The sequence below is a fragment of the Myxacorys chilensis genome (assembly GCF_059505265.1).
Genome location: NZ_JCACKG010000074.1, coordinates 1 through 18676 on the forward strand (window position 1 = coordinate 1; position 18676 = coordinate 18676).

An 18676-nucleotide genomic window follows, 5' to 3' on the forward strand; every position below is an offset into this window, starting at 1 on the left:
GGGATGGAAGTGATGCACGAGCGCAATGCTCACAACTTCCCGCTTGACTTGGCTGCATTGGAGACCGCTCCTGTGGCTCTTTCTGCTCCTGCTATCCAAGGGTAGTAGTGGACCAAGAGTGAGAGTGAGTGGATGACCCGACTCGGGTCTAGCCCTCCCTAGTTCTAGCTGAATGATGAGACCGCCTCTCCTCGTGGGAAAGGCGGTCTCTGTTTGTGTAAGCGCTTAAACCTGCGTGCGTAACACGTCTTCAAAATCCTTGAGTAACAAAAGCTGTTGAGAAAGTGATTTTAATTTCAAAGGTATTCTGTCTTGGTGAAAATCTTGCGGCATGATTAATATAAATAGACTCGTCATTTTACTTAAAGCCCATACTCCCCATGTCTAGTTTTCTGAGCGGCGCTGAAATTCGACAAAAGTTTCTTGATTTCTTTGCAGCATACGGTCATCAAGTTTTACCTAGCGCTTCGTTAGTTCCTGAAGATCCGACCGTTTTGCTAACGATCGCAGGAATGCTGCCGTTCAAACCGATTTTTCTAGGTCAGCGCCAATCGGAATTTCCTCGCGCGACAACCGCTCAGAAATGTATCCGCACCAATGATATTGAAAATGTAGGACGCACAGCACGACACCACACCTTCTTTGAAATGCTAGGCAACTTCAGCTTTGGCGACTACTTTAAGTCGCAAGCGATCGCATGGGCATGGGAACTATCTACAAAAACCTATGGGCTGCCAGCAGATCGTATTGTTGTTAGCGTGTTTGAGGAAGATGATGAAGCCTTCGCGATCTGGCGAGATGAAATTGGCATTCCGGCACATCGAATTCAACGGATGGGAGCTGATGATAATTTCTGGGTATCCGGTCCAACTGGGCCGTGTGGGCCATGTTCTGAACTTTATTATGATTTCCATCCTGAACGTGGAGAAGACAGCCTTAACTTAGAAGACGACACTCGTTTTATCGAGTTCTACAATCTCGTCTTCATGCAGTACAACCGGGATGCAGAAGGCAACCTCACGCCACTTCAAAATAAAAATATTGATACAGGCTTGGGCCTGGAGCGAATGGCTCAAATTCTTCAAAACGTGCCGAATAATTATGAGACAGATTTGATTTTTCCGATTGTACAAACAGCGGCAAGGATTGCTGGAATCGACTATGCTCTGGCGGATGAGCCTACAAAAGTCTCACTCAAGGTCATTGGAGATCACATCCGAGCTGTAGTTCACATGATGTCGGATGGAGTCACGGCATCGAACGAAGGACGCGGCTACGTGTTGCGCCGGTTGATTCGTCGAGTTGTGCGCCACGGGCGGTTGATTGGAGTTGATCGAGAGTTTACGCTGGAAGTGGCCGAAAGCGCGATCGCGCTTTCTGAATTTGCTTATCCAATGGTGCGAGCAAAAGCAGACAGTATTAAAGCCGAACTGCACGCTGAAGAAGATCGTTTTCGTAAAACCCTCGATCGCGGTGAAAAATTGCTTGCCGATATTTTGAGCCGAGAAACGAAGCAAATTTCTGGTAAAGATGCGTTTGAGCTATATGACACTTACGGATTTCCGGTTGAACTGACAGAAGAAGTTGCGGCTGAAAAAGGCTTAACCATTGACATGACAGGGTTTGAAGCTGAAATGAAAGAGCAGCGCAAACGCGGTCGAGACGCCCACAAAACCGTTGATCTCACTGTTCAAGGAACGCTCGATCAACTAGCGAACAACATTCACGAAACGGAATTTGTGGGCTATCAACAATCGAGTAGTCGATCCAAGGTCGAGCTTCTCCTCGTCAATGGTGAGCCGATCGATCAGGTTGAAGCCGGGACTAACGTTCAGATTGTTTTAAATCAAACGCCGTTCTATGCAGAATCAGGCGGACAGATTGGCGATCGCGGCTATCTCTCAGGCGATTCTGTTGTCGTTCGCGTAGAAGATGTGAAAAAAGAATCCGCGTTCTTTGTGCATTTCGGTCGCATTGAGCGAGGCACGCTGCGCGTCGGCGATTCGGTTACAGCTCAAATTGATTTGGCGTGTCGGCGGCGCTCCGCCGCAAATCATTCTGCAACTCATTTGCTACAAGCAGCATTGAGAAAAATTGTTGATGAGTCGATCTCGCAAGCTGGTTCTTTAGTAGCGTTTGATCGGTTGCGGTTTGACTTTAACTACTCTAAGTCTCTCACGACTGACCAACTCCAACAGATTGAAACACAAATCAATACTTGGATTGCTGAAGCACACGACGCTCAGATTGCGACTATGTCGATCGCAGATGCCAAAGCGAAAGGCGCGATCGCAATGTTTGGCGAAAAGTATGGTGATGAAGTCCGCGTAATCGATTTTTCGGGTGTATCGATGGAGCTTTGCGGCGGAACTCACGTTAGAAATACTGCCGAAATTGGTGTGTTCAAAATTATTTCAGAAGCAGGCGTTGCGGCTGGAATTCGCCGAATTGAAGCGGTTTCAGGTCCAGCAATTCTAGATTATCTGAATGTTCGGGAAAGCGTTGTTAAAGATTTGAGCGATCGCTTCAAAGTCAAACCTGAAGAAATCACAGATCGCGTCACAGTGCTACAAACGGAACTGAAGACTGCACAGAAACAACTTGACGAACTGAAAGGGCAACTTGCGATCGCAAAAGCTGATCAGCTTCTCGCTCAAGCAGAACCCGTTGGAAGTTTCAAGATTCTCGTGACGCAACTTGAAGGTGTGGATGCTGCCTCTCTTCAAAAAGCGGCTGAACAATTGTTGCAAAAATTAGGTGAAGGGGCAGTAGTTCTTGGTTCTGTGCCAGAAGCAGGCAAGGTTAGTTTTGTGGCAGCGTTTAGCCCAGCGGTTGTGAAACAGGGATTGCAGGCCGGAAAATTGGTGGGCGCGATCGCAAAGCTTTGTGGAGGCGGGGGCGGGGGTCGTCCGAATTTGGCTCAAGCAGGCGGACGGGACGCGAGTAAACTTCCTGAAGCATTAGCCGAAGCGAGAAATCAACTGCGAACTGGCTTGCAGTAGCTATTAGCCCAATGCGCAACTCTAAAGAAAATGCTCTGCAATCAAAGCAGTATCTCACTTGCAAGTCTAAAAATCAGGGTAGAGGGGCTAGATTGGCGTTAGAAGTCAAAGGAGAAACCCTTTGGGCAAAGACAGCCCTGATTTTTGCTTGGCTGAGCAGACTCCGCTTCAGGAGTATCACTCGACCGCCTTGTACTATGCTTCATAGGACGATTATAGAATTCCGGAGTTCATGGCAAATCTCTTTCTAGTCGTCCCTTGCGTTTTAGCTTTTTATCTAGCGTGGAACCTCGGCGCGAATGATGTCGCTAATTCAATGGGGACATCTGTTGGTTCTAAGGCCGTCACATTCAAGCAAGCCTTAATTATTGCTGGAATTTTAGAATTTGCAGGAGCAGCTTTGTTTGGACAAGGCGTGTCCGAAAAATTGGCTACAGGCGTTGTTGATCCGCAGTGGTTTGCCGATTCACCTCAAGTATTGTTATTGGCAATGATGGCTGTTTTGGTTGCGGCTGGAGTTTGGCTTAACATTGCAACGTTTTTTGGATTTCCAGTATCGTCGTCTCACGCTACCGTTGGCGCGATCGCAGGCATCGGTTTTATCGCCATTGGATCTCAAGCTGTCGATTGGCAAGCGATTCAATTGATTTCAGTCACGTGGATCATTACCCCGATTGTTAGCGGCGCGATCGCCGCTTGCTTTTACAGCCTAATTAAAGGCCAAATTTTAGACCATCCTCAATCCAGCATTCAATTTCAAGAATGGATTCCTTGGCTGAGTGCAGCCCTGATGAGCATTTTCGGCGTGATTGTTCTGCCCACACTGAGCCAGCCAATCGGAGGGTGGTTACATCACTTCAGCGTTGAGCTTCCCAACCACGACATCTCAATCGCGATCGGGGCGTTGGGGGCAATCGCTTTATCGTTCTCCAGTTGGCGACAGCTAAAAACCCCTGTGTCGTCCATCGAACCGTTAATTGCTCGATTTCAAGTGGTTAGCGCGTGTTTTGTGGCATTTGCTCACGGGTCGAATGATGTTGGCAATGCGATCGCGCCTGTAGCTGCGATCGCTTACATTCATAGAACTGGAACTGTTCCTTTAGAAGACTTTGAGGTTCCGCTTTGGACGCTGATCTTAGGGGGAGCCGGAATCGTAGCAGGGTTAGCAGTTTTGGGTAAAAGAGTTATTACTACCATTGGGGAGGGTATCATCACGCTGCAACCGAGCGGCGGATTTTGTGCAGAACTAGCGACAGCCACCACAATTTTGATTGCTTCGCGCTATGGACTGCCTGTTTCTACTTCTCATGCTCTGGTGGGCGGAGTCGTGGGAGTTGGATTAGTTCAGGGCGTGGACTCTATCCAATTCAAAACGGTGCGATCGATCGCCTTCACTTGGCTAATCACAATTCCCATCTCTGCTGGACTGGGTATAGTCACATTTACGCTCTTTAAGTTACTTTTTGCAAACTAAAATTGTTTGCTTCACGTTTTGCTCATCAATAGTTTAATGGGAATACTATTTTACAGGCTGATGAACGCTTAGGGTGAATACGAATGGGGCTAGAATATCCGCAATCCAATCCTTCAGGGGCACAAGATCCACAGCATCCTTACTCCGACGTAGCGCAATTGTCCCAAGACATTGCTCACTTAGAACTGACGAAGGAGAGGTTGCAGCAAGACATAGAAGCGTTGCAGCGCCAGTTTCGATCGCTGCAAGAAGCCGTGCATCAGCCCATTTATCCACACAACGGCAGCGCAACACTACCGGATGCAAAGCCGATTCCCCTAGAGTTTCCAGCGGCTCCCTTACCCGTTCGAGAAAAGCTGGAATCGAGCCTGGTTTCAAGAATACAAGTTGGACTGTGGCTCGTTCTACTCTCAACGATGGCGCTTTCGATTCATAACATCATTGTCAGAATTATTTTAGGAAAACCAAGCAATCTGTTTGGTTTGGTGTCTTTTGGCGGATTTATTCAGCCCAATTTGGGGAATTCCCTGCTGATTCTCTGGGTACGAATGCTAATTGTGCTACCGATGATGGTTGCGATCGCAGGGTCGCTCCACCCTCCGGTTTGGACTGAAGTAAAAGGACTGGTGCTAAACCGCGATTCTCACGGTGCGCCTTTCGCAAATCGACGACCTTTGCTGGCTGTGGTTGGGAGTGGTGGCTTTCTGTTTCTCTCTCAAGTTTTGATTTACGTTGCGATCGGGCAAATCGGACCAAGTGCTGCTGTCACAATTCTGTTTATGTACCCGCTTGTGACGGTTCCGTTAGCATGGTGGCTCTTTGGCGATCAGCCAACTCGTTTACGCGTGGGCGTCATGATATTAATTTTGCTGGGGGTAATTCTGACAGCAATTCCGTCTCTATCAACTAATGCAGTGAATGGAGGAGGCGTGACTGCCGCAATTTTAGCGGGCGTATCGTTTGCGTTCTACCTTGTGTTGATGCAGCTTGGTTTCAAGAAACTGCATCCAGTTTCCGTAAGCTTGATTCAGTTCATCACAATTTTGTTTCTATCTAGTTTAGGTCTCGCTTTCTCCCCTATCAATTTAGGAGTTTCGGTACTGGCAGAAAATCGATTTGGGCTAGCGATCGGGGGCTTTGTTCTTGGTGCGTTAACGTTGGTCGGCTACCTCACCAATAATTTTGGGGTGCGATATATGGGCGCAGCACGAGCATCAATTATTGCATCGAGTGGTCCAGTCGTAACTGCTGTATTAGCCGCGATCGTGCTTCAAAGTCAATTGGCGCAGATTCAAGTGGTCGGCATTTTGCTGGTCACTATCGGCGTCACTGGCTTAAGTTTTGAGCGGATGAAAAAGATGGCGACCGCCAAACCTGCCAAATAAAGTAGAGGCAAAATCAAAGATTGATGAACCGTGCAACAGTTATGAGGCGCGGTTTTTTCGTTGAATATTGCTGTGAAATCTATACAAAATTCTGTCCTTAGCACGCGCCACGATGCGACAGTGCTTGTCGGTGCTGGAGGGGAAATGGGCCGTCGATCAATGTCGCGATCGCAATGGCACGTCGGGAGCGCTTTGAAATAGAAATACTAGGGCTTGAGGTAGGAGCGTTCCGTGCGATGTAGAAACAATATGGATCTGAATAAATTTAGACAGTCAAAGTTAGGTTTGGCGATGCTCAGTCTTTTCTGTTCGTAGGAATTAACGTCATTTAACAAGATACATCAATGCTTTCAGCAGAGCTTTACAGTTAGAAATCAATATTTTTACGTATTAGATGACTCTTTTTATACTTCAAAGCTCGTTCAGACATTAAGCGATACAAAGCGTTCGTGTGGATAAAGTTTGCGTTGTCTTACTATGATCAGAGCAAAGGGGATTTAACCGTAGCAGTATGCAATTTATTGATCAGGCAGAGATTCAAGTACAGGCAGGCGATGGAGGCGATGGATTAGTCGCGTTCCGACGAGAGAAGTATGTGCCTGCGGGTGGTCCATCGGGCGGAAATGGTGGCAAGGGCGGCTCGGTCATTTTCAAAGTAGATGAAAATTTACAAACGCTGTTGGATTTTCGCTACAGCCGCTTGTTTAAAGCAGACAACGGCCAGCGCGGTGGCCCAAATAATCGGACTGGAGCAGGAGGAAGCGATCGCATCATCGAGATTCCCGTGGGCACGATGGTTTACGATGCTGAAACCGGGGCATTAATTGGGGATTTAACCGAAGGAGGACAAACTCTTTGCGTAGCGGCAGGTGGAAAAGGAGGATTAGGCAATCAGCATTTCCTCAGCAACCGCAACCGTGCTCCAGAACATGCCTTACCAGGGCTACCGGGCGAGAGTCGTCTATTGCGGTTGGAACTCAAACTGCTTGCAGAAGTTGGCATTATTGGTTTACCCAACGCGGGTAAATCAACGCTCATTTCTTCGCTGTCGTCTGCTCGTCCGAAAATTGCAGATTATCCCTTTACGACGTTAATTCCAAACTTGGGAGTCGTTCGTAAGCCCACTGGAGATGGAACAGTATTTGCCGACATTCCTGGCTTGATTGAAGGGGCACACATGGGCATTGGCTTAGGACATGATTTCCTGCGCCATGTAGAACGGACTCGCCTGCTATTACATTTAGTAGACGCAACCTCAGAAACCGCGATCGCAGATTATTTAACCATTCAAGAAGAACTGAAAGCGTATGGACGGGGTTTAACCGAACGTCCGCAAATTCTAGCGCTGAATAAGCTGGATGCTATTGATCCCGATAGTGACGAAGTAAATGCGATCGCTGCCGAACTTCAATCGCTTAGTCACGCTCCCATCTTCAAAATTTCAGCCGCAACGCACATGGGGCTAGACGCTTTGATGCATCAGCTTTGGCAAATGCTAGATCAGCTAAAGGAAACTGAGGATAGCGAACTAGAAGTCAGCTATCCGTAATATGTTTCACTAAAATCTGGTTTACGACAGCAGGTTGAACTGGGCAACTTCAGAATCGTCTGAGAGATTCGCCTTCAGCATTAGGAAGCGGTGACGAGCTTGCAGGCGTAGGGCTGGCTGCGCTAGGGCTTGTTTGAGCCGGATCGGGACTCGCTTGAACGGGTTTGCTAGACTGCTCAAAATACTGATATGTCAGCGTCGAAATTCGACGAATCAGATTTTGAGCACGGTCATCGTTGAAAGGACGTTTGACCAACACAGAAATGAGATAGCGTTTGCCAGTAGGCATGTCTACCATGCCTGTGTCTCCCACCATTGAACCGATATCGCCTGTTTTGTGAGCGATCGTTGCTCCGTCTCCCAATCCTCTTGGCAGCAGCGAATCGGTGATGACGTGACGCATGATGTCTAGCATCCGTTCTTGCGATCGCGAGGACATCATCTGTCCGCTATTCACCATACTCATCAGCGTTGTCATATCTTTCGGGCTGCTAGTATTCGTGCCATTCAGATCAGGAAGCGGATTTTGAATCATCGTATTGGTCAAACCCCAGGCTTGGAACCGTTGGTTTAAAACCTCCTTGCCACCGAGACGATCGATAATCATATTCGTCGCCGTATTGTCGCTAACCGTGATCATCTTCGTAACCACTTCTAGCGCTAAAAACTGCGATCCAGGCGGCTGATACTGCAAATCACCCGACTCTGTTGCAATCAGATCCTGGCGCATGGTCAGCATTTCATTCAAGCGAATCTTTCCTGCATCTACATCCTGGAAAAAGGCAACGAGAACGGGAAATTTAATCGTACTAGCTGCTGCAAAAGCGGTTGAGGCATTGACATCTAAAAAGGCGTGCGTGTCGAGATCGACAACCATTACACCTGGAGTGAGTTGGGTTAGAGGCGCGATCGCGGCTTGAATTTGAGCTTTGAGCGGCGCAATTTCTTCTGATAGTTCTAAGGTCGGAAGTGCAGGTTGACTTGGAGCCGTAGCAACTTTTTCTGTTTTTTCAGGTTGCCCTCCTGTCGCAAACTGCCGAGCGGGGTCCCAAACGGACAGAATTGTCCCGGCTAGAACGCCAACCCCGACGCCTAAAATCAGCAGCCGGGTTCCATAGAGAACTGCCAGTCCTGAAGGTGTCCGAGGACGAGATGAAGTAGCCTCCCGGCGAGGCTTCAATGATTCAAGCTTCCCAGCTAAAGGTTTTGTGGAACGAAGCTCAGACGAAGCTTTGAGTCTAGAAGAACGGTTAGGATGCCTTTCGGAAACGGAATTTCCAGGAGGCATCACAACCGATAGGCGACGTTCTTGAGAGTGGGAGACTCCGGTAGGTTTTAGGTTTGATGGTTGGGATGCTACTCTTCGCCGACCCGTTCTTACAAGCGGAGCAAACATCTGAAACGGCAAAGAAAACCATGTCTTTCTACGTTGAAGCGGTTCTAATGGCTGAGAACGGCGCGCTTCTTTTATGGCGTGTGCCTTGCGAGATCGGGTTGGGTGAGCGGCGAGTTGGGTTGCTTTGATTTCGTTGCGGGACGAACGGCGGGATTCCTTGAAGGCTGAATGCGTTGAGCGCAGCGATCGACGATCGCGTGAACTGACAGGTGTGAGTTGTTGAGGAATGCGCTGCTGCAATTGTCGTTGCGAAGCTCCGAAGGATCGGGGCAAGGAAGCTTTAGGGTCAGGTCTATCTTGCCCGTCGTTCTCGAATTCCCACATACAAAATTTCCCTTCTCAATAGAAGACAGTGCTATTTGGTTTTAGGGATTGTACCTTGAGTTTGCAAAAGTGGCGAGAGAGGAAAGAGCAGCAACACGTCGTTAAGGCAACTCAGTTCAGACCATTAAGGACCTTCTGGAAGCTTGAGCCTTGTTGCCGTTCTCAAAATTTGCCCTGCTAACATTGCCGCTCCAAACCCATTATCGATATTGACCACCCCAATTCCCGTTGCACAAGAATTTAGCATGGTGAGGAGCGCTGACAACCCATTAAAACTTGCGCCATATCCTACACTGGTAGGGACAGCAATGACTGGACAATTGGCTAAGCCTGCGACAACACTCGGTAGCGCCCCTTCCATTCCAGCAACGACGATCAGTACATCGGCTTCAGCCAACACATGTACGTTGCTGAGTAATCGATGAATGCCAGCGACGCCGACATCCCACAATCGTTGGACCCGAAAACCACATAGTTCCGCGGTGACGGCAGCTTCTTCGGCAACGGGAAGGTCGGCTGTTCCAGCAGAAAGCAACCCGATCGTACCGGGATGAAGTTCTGTCGAGGGAGCAGGCTTCAGCGCGCAAATCTTCGCTGTGGAGTAATAAATTACATCGGGCACGATCGCTTGAATGCGATCGTACACATCTGCTTCAATGCGAGTCGCCATAACCACAGACGCCTGATCCCGCATTGTCTCCATAATTTGAGCGATTTGTTCTGGAGTTTTTCCAGGTCCCCAAATTACTTCTGGAAAGCCTGTTCGCAAAGCGCGATGGTGATCAATCTTGGCAAACTCACCAACGGGTTCATACGCTAAATGTTTCAGCTTATCGAGAGCATCTTCGGGACTAACGTGACCTTGAGAAACCGATTGTAGAAGAGATTTGAGAATATCGGGTTGAGTCATGAGCGCGTACGATCGCATTAACGAAAACTACTATATTGCGATCGTACGCGCTGATGAAGGATTAAGTGGAGTGAATAGGATGATGGTCTTTCTCAAACAATTGATGACTACTATCCACATCAATTCGATTTAGCTTATCTCTTCATCTTGCCGCTTCTGCAAGTGGGCATAGCGTTACGTTCAGACATGAATCAAGATTAACCTTGATCTAATTTACGGTAAGGTCTGAAGATGGACACAACAGGACTCGAACCTGTGACCCCTACCATGTCAAGGTAGTGCTCTAACCAACTGAGCTATGCGTCCAAACCGTATGTAAACTTAGCATAGACAAGTTATCAATGCAAGTGCTCTGAGACAATTTATACCGTTACAGACTCAATCCATCTCACTTTGGACCAGTCTCTAGAAAGTTACCTCTGCCCATTTACGTAAACAACTTTAAACAAATGTGGAAGTCTTGAGCATCTTCCCTAATAATCTAAGTTAAGGATAATTAATCTTCGTTTCGGGCGACTTAGAGGAACTCTGAAGGAGATTAATCAATGTCATGCAGCGTTATACAAGGAGAACATCTTGAATTCGCGTTCACAGCAGTTGCCCAACCCCGCCCATCGGGAAGACTTCAGCGAGTATGTCGCCCAGCTTCAGCTTCATATGGCATTGCAAACTCGTAACCTCGTTCCTAAGTTGACCAGCACCCCTGATAGCCGCGAGCAATTGTTGCATCAGACGCAAGCCGATATTGAGAAACTGATCTCGCGGCAAAGCTTTTTCTAGGCATTGACCGAATTGATTCTGATACTTCACTATTTTGGAGCCGCAAGGCTCTTTTTTGTGGATTAACCTCACATGAAAAAATTCACACTAGATTAATCAATTCCTCATCCCGAACCAATACACCATCTCACAAGTAGGGATGGCAGGTTTTATTGACTATAGTTACAGCAGTTACAGTTTTCTCGTGAAACGGGCAAAGCTCATTTCTAGATCGAAGATTTGACTTTAGACATTTCACAAAGCTGTGATGCTTTACGAAATGTCTAAATTAACGACACACTATTACTTTGTTGCCTTTAGCATGTGATACACAATTAGTAATTGCGTTATTGCTAGAGGATAGCTTTGAAGTGTCTCACCCGTTGTTCCAGCCACTTTGCCAAGCTCCATATTGCTGCCGTCTGTTGCACATACAGCAGACAAATCTGGCATTTCATGGCACATAAATTTTTCTAACTCTCGCACCTGTTCGCGAGTTGCATGTCCATCGACTTCTAGAATTTCGACGGGTTTGCCCATATCTCGATCGAGGTCGAGGCGAATGGCAGACTTTGTATTTGCTGCATCGGTTGAGACGACTTGGGTTAATTCTGGGTGAGGAATTGTTGGACGCAAGACGAGCCGAGCGTCCAAATGTCCATTTGTCTCGTTTGAAGCTTTGGGAGGACAGAAGCTGACAATGATATCTGCCCACGATCGCTGAGGGCGAATAAACTGCTCAGAATCCGGCTCTCGCTTTGCCAGTTCTGCCAATACCTGCTCTTTGGTGTACCCCCGCTTCTGAGTATCTCGCTTCACCTTCCATTCTGCTCGTAGGGATTCAGGAGGGGATAAATACACCTTCACGTCATAACAATCTTGCACCGCACGAGTTGAGTAGCCAAGTAAGCCTTCAATAATGATAAATTTGTTGGGTTTTACATAAAGTGGGGCTTCAAACATGCCTGTTTGATGGCTATAGACGGGCTTGAGAATAGGCTGTCCCGATTGCAGCAAGGCTAGGTGCTGCTCCATGATATCGAGATGATTGCAATCAGGATGAAGGGCTGTAATTCCTAACTCTGCCCGTTGCACGCGATCGTACTTGTGATAATCGTCAGTACAAATGATGGTGACATTCTCTTCCCCCAACACCTGTGCAATGCCTTTAGTGAGAGTCGTTTTTCCCGCAGCGCTATCACCAACGATGCCAAGAACAATGGGGCGATTCGACATGATTCCTCCAATCATTAGGCTGACGATACACTTCTTTAACTAAGCTGTTTCAACTGCAATTATTCCGCCTAAGTCTCATGATCTCATTTCTAGGTCAATTCCAACGTAAGAGTGATGAGCATTCCAGCAACTCTGACTGTGAAATTTGGACTGTAAAATTTCATCTGGTGTTTGGCGAGAGTTCTAATTTTATGTCCTGGGTCATGCGTCTCAGCAGATGATTGCACCAATCAGCACAGAAATTATCAAAATAGAATCACTGGGATGCGATCGCAACAAGAGCTTGAACTACATATTCGTCAAAATGAGGGCTGAGTCTGAGCAGAACCATTAAGTATTATTACCCCCACATGGTATGATTGCTCCTGGCTTAACATTGTCTCGCTAAGCTTGGACCCTTCAAGGGTTCAATCATTATCATGGCAGTGTAGACCTAACTTCGGAGCCGCACCTGGTTATGGAGCAAACCCTTGAATCTGGTACAAACGGACCAGAGCCTAGCAACTCAATGGATGACTTCTATAAACTCCAGCAAGAGTTATTAGTGGTCACGATCATCCTAACGGGTTTAATCGTTTTTCCCGTCTGGTTTTTCTATTCCCTTAACATCGCTCTGAATTATTTATTAGGAGCGTGCGCTGGTGTGGTTTACTTGAAGTTATTAGCGCGAAACGTAGAGCGCCTCGGTGCGCAGAAAAGCCAAGTCGGTAAGTCACATCTAGCTGTTTTCATTGGAGTGATGATCGTCGCTACGCAGTGGAAAGAGTTGCATGTCTTACCCGTTTTTTTGGGGTTTCTGACTTACAAAGGAACGCTTCTCGTTTACACCCTCCGAACCCTGCTGACTCCTAGTCAAAATTAGGACTTGGGTTCTGCAAAACCCTATCAATCCTTGAATCTGGGACTGCCTGAACTAGAAATGCTAAATTTCCTCGACGTTCCCAACTCCTTAACGCTTGCCAGCTTAGAGGTCGGTCATCATCTCTACTGGCAGCTTGGCAATCTAAAGATTCATGGGCAGGTTTTTATCGTCTCGTGGATTGTAATTGGTATTCTGGTAACAGCGTCACTGCTGGCAACCCGGAATGCTCAACGCGTTCCAAAAGGCATTCAAAACTTGATGGAGTATGCGCTGGAGTTCGTGCGTGATCTGGCGAAAAACCAGCTTGGGGAGAAAGAGTACCGTCCCTGGGTTCCGTTTATTGGAACGCTGTTTCTGTTCATCTTTGTCTCAAACTGGTCGGGTGCGCTTGTACCTTGGAAGCTGATCAAGCTGCCCGAAGGTGAACTGGCCGCCCCCACGAATGACATCAATACGACAGTCGCGCTGGCGCTGTTGGTATCGTTGGCATATTTTTACGCTGGCTTCAGCAGAAAAGGATTGGGCTACTTTGCGAAGTATATCCAACCGACCCCAATTCTCCTTCCCATCGCAATCTTGGAAGACTTTACCAAACCTCTGTCCCTCAGCTTCCGTCTATTTGGCAACATTTTGGCGGATGAATTGGTGGTGGCGGTGTTGGTGCTTCTTGTGCCGTTGTTTGTCCCGTTGCCGGTGATGCTGTTGGGTTTATTCACGAGTGCAATTCAGGCATTAGTGTTTGCCACTTTGGCAGCTGCGTATATTCATGAAGCGATCGAGGGTCATGGGGATGAGCATGATGCTCATTCACCCTAATGCTTACGATCGCATGTTCTAAAGTCTGGACTCTTCTGGTTTACAGAGTTATAGAATCCAGCAATCAAGTTTGTTCGTCTCGTTTTCAACCAAAGGAAAGACACTATGAATCCCACTGTTGCTGCTGCTTCTGTTTTGGCTGCTGCGTTAGCTATTGGTTTGGCTGCGATCGGTCCTGGTATCGGTCAAGGTAATGCATCTGGCAGCGCCGTCGAAGGTATTGCTCGTCAACCCGAAGCAGAAGGCAAGATTCGGGGTACGCTGCTGCTAACCCTCGCGTTTATGGAATCGCTGACAATCTACGGATTGGTAATCGCGTTGGTCTTGTTGTTCGCAAACCCATTTGCGTAGGAAGTGAGAGGAGGGATGAGGGATGAAGGATGAGGGATGAAGTGAGTATTCTTGAATGCTGCTTCTAAGTTCTAAAGCCTCCAATCCCTTTGTTTATCTTCTTTCATCCCTCATCCCTCATCCCTCATCCCTCATCCCTTCTTTTTACCCTTCCCCCTCGACCTAGAACAATGTTTGATTTTGATGCGACCCTGCCGCTTATGGCAGTGCAGTTTCTTCTTTTGGCGGCACTCATGAATGTGGTGTTTTTTAAGCCAATGACCAAGGTGATCGACGATCGCAACGATTACATCCGCAGCAATGAGGCGGATGCAAAAGAGCGATTGGCAAAGGCAGAGAGGTTGGCGAAGCAGTATGAGACTGAGTTAGCCGATACTCGTAAGGCATACCAAGCCACGATCGCGGCGGCACAAGCAGATGCCCAAAAGATTGTCGATCAGAAAATTGCCGACGCTCAACAAGAGGCACAAGCTCAGCGAGAGCAGGCTCAGAAGGAGCTAGACCAACAAAAGCAAGTGGCGATGCAATCTCTGGAGCAGCAGGTTGAAGCCCTGAGTCGTGAAATTCTAGATAAGCTTTTAGTCGGAATTTAGCGAACTGCTAGTTGATCGAGGCTCCCGGAAAAGAAAAACCAAGTTTGGGATTATCAACAGCGCAGTTTTGGAGAGACATGGATATTTTTGTGCAACTCGCCACCGGAGCGAGTTTCCTAGCAGAAGCGGCGGAAGCAGAAGGCGGCGGTTTCGGTCTAAATTTTAATATTCTCGAAACGAACCTGATTAACCTCAGCATTGCGATCGCGCTTGTCGTCTATTTTGGACGGAATCTTTTGGGTAAGATCCTCGGCGATCGGCGCGCCGCGATCGAGACGGCACTTCAAGAAGCAGAAGCCCGAAAGAAAAAGGCATCGGCAGGACTCGCTGAGCAGCAGCAAAAGCTGGCTCAAGCTCAACAAGAAGCGGCGAAGATCCGCGCCTCGGCTCAAACAGCGGCTGAGAAATCGCGAGCTGAAATTCTCGCTAAAGGAGAGCAGGATGTGCAGCGAATGCGCGAATCAGCCGCTCAAGATCTCAACTCTGAGCAAGAGCGTGTGATTAACGAGCTGCGTCAGCGCATTGCGGCCCTGGCGTTGCAGAAAGCGGAAGGCGATTTGCCGAGCCGGTTAGGTGATGGTGTGCAGCAGAGACTGGTCGATCGCAGCATTGCGCTATTGGGAGGGGGTTCATAAATGTCAGGTATTTTAACGTCAGAAGTTTTAGAACCATATGCTCAGGCGTTGATGTCGTTAGGTCAATCGGGAAATTTAGTCGATCGCTTTAACGACGATGTGAATTCGATTCTTTCTACCCTTAACGAATCTAGCGATCTGCGACAATTTATCGTGAGTCCATTGACAAAGGCCGACACCAAAAAATCGGTGTTGCAACAGGTGTTTGGCGAATCGGTACATCCGCTCACCAAAAACTTTTTGATGCTACTTGTCGATCGGCGTCGGATTATGTTTCTAGACGGAATTTGCAAGCAGTACCAAGTTCTGTTTCGTAAGCTCAAGCAAACGGTGTTGGCAGAAGTCATTTCAACGGTGGAGTTGAATGACGGTCAAAAAGACGCTGTTCGCGATCGAGTAAGAGCGATGACGGGGGCACATCAAGTCGAACTTCAAACGAGACTTGATCCTGAATTAATCGGCGGCGTCATCATTAAAGTTGGTTCTCAAGTCATTGATGCCAGTATGCGCGGTCAGCTTCGTAGAATTGGACTCAGCCTAACAAAATCCGCTTAGCGTTTTCCATCCTCCCTATCACCCTTCTCCCTATTTAATTGAGGTTCCGAAATGGTAGCAATCAGACCAGACGAAATTAGTAATATTATTCGTCAGCAAATCGAGCAGTACGACGAAGGTGTCAAAGTTGCCAACGTGGGTACGGTCCTGCAAGTCGGTGATGGCATCGCTCGCATCTATGGCTTGGACAAGTGCATGGCTGGCGAACTGGTGGAGTTTGAAGATGGCTCTGTCGGGATGGCACTCAACCTAGAAGAAGATAACGTTGGTGCGGTGTTGATGAGCAACGGACGCACGATTCAGGAAGGAAGCTCGGTCACAGCCACGGGGCGGATCGCGCAAATTCCGGTGGGAGATGCGATGATTGGCCGCGTAGTCGACTCGTTAGCTCGTCCCCTTGATGGCAAAGGTGACATCCAAACGACTGAAACCCGCCTAATCGAATCGATGGCTCCGGGAATCATTGCTCGAAAATCGGTGTGCGAGCCTCTACAAACGGGCATCACGGCGATCGATTCGATGATTCCGATCGGTCGCGGACAGCGCGAGCTGATTATTGGAGACCGTCAAACGGGCAAAACCTCGGTTGCGGTTGACACGATTTTGAACCAGCAGGGCGAAGACGTGATCTGCGTTTACGTCGCGATCGGACAGAAAGCGTCTACCGTCGCAAACGTGGTACAAGTGCTGCAAGATCGCGGTGCAATGGAATACACGATCGTCGTTGCGGCAAATGCCAACGATCCAGCAACGCTGCAATACTTCGCGCCGTATGCAGGTGCAACCTTAGCCGAGTACTTCATGTACAAAGGCAAGCACACCTTGGTGATTTACGATGACTTGTCCAAGCAAGCCCAAGCGTATCGTCAGATGTCCTTGCTGCTGCGTCGTCCGCCGGGTCGGGAAGCGTATCCCGGAGATGTGTTCTACGTGCACTCGCGTTTGCTAGAGCGGGCGGCGAAGCTGAGCGATGACTTGGGCAGCGGTAGCATGACCGCACTGCCGATCATTGAAACCCAAGCGGGTGACGTATCCGCATACATCCCAACCAACGTGATTTCGATTACCGACGGTCAAATTTTCTTGTCGTCTGACTTGTTTAACGCGGGTCTTCGCCCGGCTGTGAACGCGGGTATTTCAGTGTCGCGTGTGGGTTCTGCGGCTCAGACCAAGGCGATGAAAAAAGTGGCGGGTAAAGTGAAGCTTGAACTGGCTCAGTTTGCGGAACTAGAAGCGTTTGCTCAGTTTGCGTCTGACTTGGATAAAGCGACTCAGAATCAGTTAGCTCGCGGTCAGCGCTTGCGCGAAATTCTGAAGCAGTCGCAGTATTCGCCGCTGTCGGTTGCTGAACAAGTTGCGGTAATCTACTCTGGCATCAACGGCTACTTGGATGATATTGCGGTTGAGAAGGTCACAGGCTACGTGAAGAGCTTGCGTGAATATCTGAAGACGGGCAAGCCTCGCTATGTCGAGATTGTTCAAAACGATAAGCAACTGACTGAAGAAGCTGAAACCCTTCTTAAAGAAGCCATTACTGAGGCTAAACAGACCTATTTGGCAGCAGCGTAATGTGTGCAGGCGGGAGATGAAGTTTTGTCCTTTTCATCTCCCGCTTACGAAGCGTTGCCGAAGCGTCCCCCCATCCGAGCAGATCAACTATGGCAAACCTAAAATTAATTCGCGATCGCATCCAGTCGGTTAAAAATACTAAGAAAATTACGGAAGCTATGCGGCTTGTGGCAGCGGCAAAGGTGCGCCGCGCTCAGGAGCAGGTGATTCAAACCCGTCCGTTTGCAGATCGCTTGGCGCAAGTGCTGTACGGCTTGCAGTCTCGGTTGCGCTTTGAAGATGCGAACCTCCCATTGCTAAGAAAGCGCGATGTGAAAACCGTGGGATTGCTCGTGGTTTCTGGAGATCGCGGCTTGTGCGGTGGCTACAATGCCAACGTGATTCGTCGAGCGGAAACTCGTGCGAAAGAACTGAAAGCCGAAGGCATCGATTACCAAATGGTGATTGTCGGTCGTAAGGCAGCCCAATATTTCCAGAGACGGGATTACCCGATCGCTGCTAGTTTTGCTGGAATTGAACAAATTCCGACGGCGGCTGAAGCTGCCAACATTGGCGATCGAGTCTTGTCTATGTTTTTGTCGGAAAGTGTCGATCGCGTTGAGTTAATCTACACAAAATTTGTGTCACTCATTAGCTCTCGTCCGGTAGTTCAAACTCTTCTGCCGCTCGATGCTCAAGGGTTAGAAGTGTCGGATGATGAAATTTTCCGGTTAACGAGCCGCGGCGGACAGTTCCAAGTGGAACGTGAGAAGGTGACATCTCCGACTCAAAGCTTCCCGCAGGACATGATTTTTGAACAAGATCCGGTACAGATTCTTGATGCGCTGTTGCCGTTGTATCTCAACAACCAATTGCTTCGAGCGCTGCAAGAATCGGCGGCGAGCGAGTTGGCAGCGCGGATGACGGCAATGAATAACGCGAGTGAGAACGCAAGTAATTTGATTGGGTCGCTGACGTTGAGCTATAACAAGGCACGCCAGGCGGCAATTACTCAGGAACTGCTTGAGGTGGTCGCGGGTGCAGATGCACTAACGTAGTTCTGATCTCAGTAAATTTGAACAGCGTCTAGACTAAAATCTAGGCGCTGTTTTGTTAAAGCAAATCTGAGATTATAGGCTTGTAAGTAGCAGTATCTCGCTAGAACCTTCCTTTCTATGAGCTTTCTCTTGATGGGAAGACTAGTTGAAGATCTTTTAGCGGAACTGAGAGGTTGTTTGAAAAGTCGGTGAGGGCGTAAAAAAGCTCACTCGGGGTAAGCTG

At 48.3% G+C, this 18676-nt stretch carries 16 protein-coding genes and 1 tRNA gene; 13 read left to right on the top strand and 4 right to left on the bottom strand.

What is annotated here, in order from left to right; all coding sequences use genetic code 11:
* Positions 1-380 precede the first annotated feature (380 nt).
* The 4 genes from alaS (at position 381) to obgE (ending at position 7410) form a co-directional block, all read left to right on the top strand.
* Positions 381-3002, top strand: coding sequence for an alanine--tRNA ligase (alaS, locus tag AC5JLB_RS04380; protein WP_495872636.1), 2622 nt, complete (start codon positions 381-383; stop codon positions 3000-3002).
* A gap of 232 nt (positions 3003-3234) precedes the next feature.
* Positions 3235-4476 carry an inorganic phosphate transporter gene (locus tag AC5JLB_RS04385; RefSeq protein WP_495872637.1) on the top strand — a complete coding sequence of 414 codons (1242 nt, stop codon included), beginning with the start codon at positions 3235-3237 and terminating at the stop codon, positions 4474-4476.
* Between the two features lie 83 nt (positions 4477-4559).
* Positions 4560-5861 (top strand): DMT family transporter, encoded by a 1302-nt coding sequence (locus AC5JLB_RS04390; protein WP_495872638.1) that lies wholly within the window; start codon positions 4560-4562, stop codon positions 5859-5861.
* 511 nt (positions 5862-6372) lie between these two features.
* Entirely contained in the window at positions 6373-7410 is a 1038-nt protein-coding gene (gene obgE, locus AC5JLB_RS04395; RefSeq protein WP_495872639.1) for a GTPase ObgE, read from the top strand.
* Positions 7411-7459: 49 nt separating this feature from the next.
* Here the strand turns inward: obgE and AC5JLB_RS04400 are convergent, their stop codons facing one another.
* From AC5JLB_RS04400 to AC5JLB_RS04410, 3 genes are all read right to left on the bottom strand, one after another.
* Positions 7460-9130, bottom strand: coding sequence for a serine hydrolase (locus AC5JLB_RS04400; protein ID WP_495872640.1), 1671 nt, complete (start codon positions 9128-9130; stop codon positions 7460-7462).
* Positions 9131-9254: 124 nt separating this feature from the next.
* Positions 9255-10040, bottom strand: coding sequence for a nickel pincer cofactor biosynthesis protein LarB (larB, locus tag AC5JLB_RS04405; protein ID WP_495872641.1), 786 nt, complete (start codon positions 10038-10040; stop codon positions 9255-9257).
* Between the two features lie 232 nt (positions 10041-10272).
* Positions 10273-10346: transfer RNA gene (locus AC5JLB_RS04410), tRNA-Val, on the bottom strand.
* Between the two features lie 270 nt (positions 10347-10616).
* Here AC5JLB_RS04410 and AC5JLB_RS04415 point away from each other — a divergent pair.
* Positions 10617-10820: a hypothetical protein gene (locus tag AC5JLB_RS04415; protein ID WP_495872642.1), complete on the top strand. Its 204-nt coding sequence runs from the start codon at positions 10617-10619 to the stop codon at positions 10818-10820.
* A gap of 282 nt (positions 10821-11102) precedes the next feature.
* Here AC5JLB_RS04415 and AC5JLB_RS04420 read toward each other — a convergent pair whose 3' ends face one another.
* Positions 11103-12035 carry a phosphoribulokinase gene (locus tag AC5JLB_RS04420; RefSeq protein WP_495872643.1) on the bottom strand — a complete coding sequence of 311 codons (933 nt, stop codon included), beginning with the start codon at positions 12033-12035 and terminating at the stop codon, positions 11103-11105.
* Positions 12036-12492: 457 nt separating this feature from the next.
* On the opposite strand from AC5JLB_RS04420, the gene AC5JLB_RS04425 reads away from it, so the two are divergent.
* The 8 genes from AC5JLB_RS04425 (at position 12493) to AC5JLB_RS04460 (ending at position 18453) form a co-directional block, all read left to right on the top strand.
* On the top strand, positions 12493-12897 hold the full coding sequence (locus tag AC5JLB_RS04425) for an ATP synthase subunit I (protein WP_495872644.1): 405 nt from the start codon (positions 12493-12495) through the stop codon (positions 12895-12897).
* 3 nt (positions 12898-12900) lie between these two features.
* Positions 12901-13713, top strand: a complete 813-nt coding sequence (gene atpB / locus AC5JLB_RS04430; RefSeq protein WP_495872645.1) for a F0F1 ATP synthase subunit A — start codon at positions 12901-12903, stop codon at positions 13711-13713.
* 105 nt (positions 13714-13818) lie between these two features.
* The gene (gene atpE, locus AC5JLB_RS04435) at positions 13819-14064 is read left to right on the top strand and encodes an ATP synthase F0 subunit C (RefSeq protein ID WP_162421525.1); all 246 of its coding nucleotides are present in this window, start codon (positions 13819-13821) and stop codon (positions 14062-14064) included.
* A gap of 170 nt (positions 14065-14234) precedes the next feature.
* Positions 14235-14657, top strand: a complete 423-nt coding sequence (locus tag AC5JLB_RS04440) for a F0F1 ATP synthase subunit B' (protein ID WP_495872646.1) — start codon at positions 14235-14237, stop codon at positions 14655-14657.
* A 77-nt stretch (positions 14658-14734) separates the two neighbouring features.
* The gene (locus AC5JLB_RS04445; protein WP_495693469.1) at positions 14735-15292 is read left to right on the top strand and encodes a F0F1 ATP synthase subunit B; all 558 of its coding nucleotides are present in this window, start codon (positions 14735-14737) and stop codon (positions 15290-15292) included.
* On the top strand, positions 15293-15847 hold the full coding sequence (gene atpH, locus AC5JLB_RS04450) for an ATP synthase F1 subunit delta (protein WP_495872647.1): 555 nt from the start codon (positions 15293-15295) through the stop codon (positions 15845-15847).
* 51 nt (positions 15848-15898) lie between these two features.
* Positions 15899-17416 (top strand): F0F1 ATP synthase subunit alpha, encoded by a 1518-nt coding sequence (gene atpA / locus AC5JLB_RS04455; RefSeq protein ID WP_495872648.1) that lies wholly within the window; start codon positions 15899-15901, stop codon positions 17414-17416.
* An 89-nt stretch (positions 17417-17505) separates the two neighbouring features.
* Positions 17506-18453, top strand: a complete 948-nt coding sequence (locus tag AC5JLB_RS04460) for a F0F1 ATP synthase subunit gamma (protein WP_495872649.1) — start codon at positions 17506-17508, stop codon at positions 18451-18453.
* Positions 18454-18676 lie beyond the last annotated feature (223 nt).

What these genes read in the sequence shown, in the direction of transcription:
- AC5JLB_RS04390 (WP_495872638.1), top strand. Translation starts at nt 4,560, where the DNA reads ATGGGGCTAGAATATCCGCAATCCAATCCTTCAGGGGCACAAGATCCA.
- obgE (WP_495872639.1), top strand. Translation starts at nt 6,373, where the DNA reads ATGCAATTTATTGATCAGGCAGAGATTCAAGTACAGGCAGGCGATGGA.
- AC5JLB_RS04425 (WP_495872644.1), top strand. Translation starts at nt 12,493, where the DNA reads ATGGAGCAAACCCTTGAATCTGGTACAAACGGACCAGAGCCTAGCAAC.
- atpA (WP_495872648.1), top strand. Translation starts at nt 15,899, where the DNA reads ATGGTAGCAATCAGACCAGACGAAATTAGTAATATTATTCGTCAGCAA.
- AC5JLB_RS04385 (WP_495872637.1), top strand. Translation starts at nt 3,235, where the DNA reads ATGGCAAATCTCTTTCTAGTCGTCCCTTGCGTTTTAGCTTTTTATCTA.
- AC5JLB_RS04445 (WP_495693469.1), top strand. Translation starts at nt 14,735, where the DNA reads ATGGATATTTTTGTGCAACTCGCCACCGGAGCGAGTTTCCTAGCAGAA.
- AC5JLB_RS04400 (WP_495872640.1), bottom strand. Translation starts at nt 9,130, where the DNA reads ATGTGGGAATTCGAGAACGACGGGCAAGATAGACCTGACCCTAAAGCT.
- AC5JLB_RS04440 (WP_495872646.1), top strand. Translation starts at nt 14,235, where the DNA reads ATGTTTGATTTTGATGCGACCCTGCCGCTTATGGCAGTGCAGTTTCTT.
- atpH (WP_495872647.1), top strand. Translation starts at nt 15,293, where the DNA reads ATGTCAGGTATTTTAACGTCAGAAGTTTTAGAACCATATGCTCAGGCG.
- atpE (WP_162421525.1), top strand. Translation starts at nt 13,819, where the DNA reads ATGAATCCCACTGTTGCTGCTGCTTCTGTTTTGGCTGCTGCGTTAGCT.
- AC5JLB_RS04460 (WP_495872649.1), top strand. Translation starts at nt 17,506, where the DNA reads ATGGCAAACCTAAAATTAATTCGCGATCGCATCCAGTCGGTTAAAAAT.
- larB (WP_495872641.1), bottom strand. Translation starts at nt 10,040, where the DNA reads ATGACTCAACCCGATATTCTCAAATCTCTTCTACAATCGGTTTCTCAA.
- AC5JLB_RS04420 (WP_495872643.1), bottom strand. Translation starts at nt 12,035, where the DNA reads ATGTCGAATCGCCCCATTGTTCTTGGCATCGTTGGTGATAGCGCTGCG.
- alaS (WP_495872636.1), top strand. Translation starts at nt 381, where the DNA reads ATGTCTAGTTTTCTGAGCGGCGCTGAAATTCGACAAAAGTTTCTTGAT.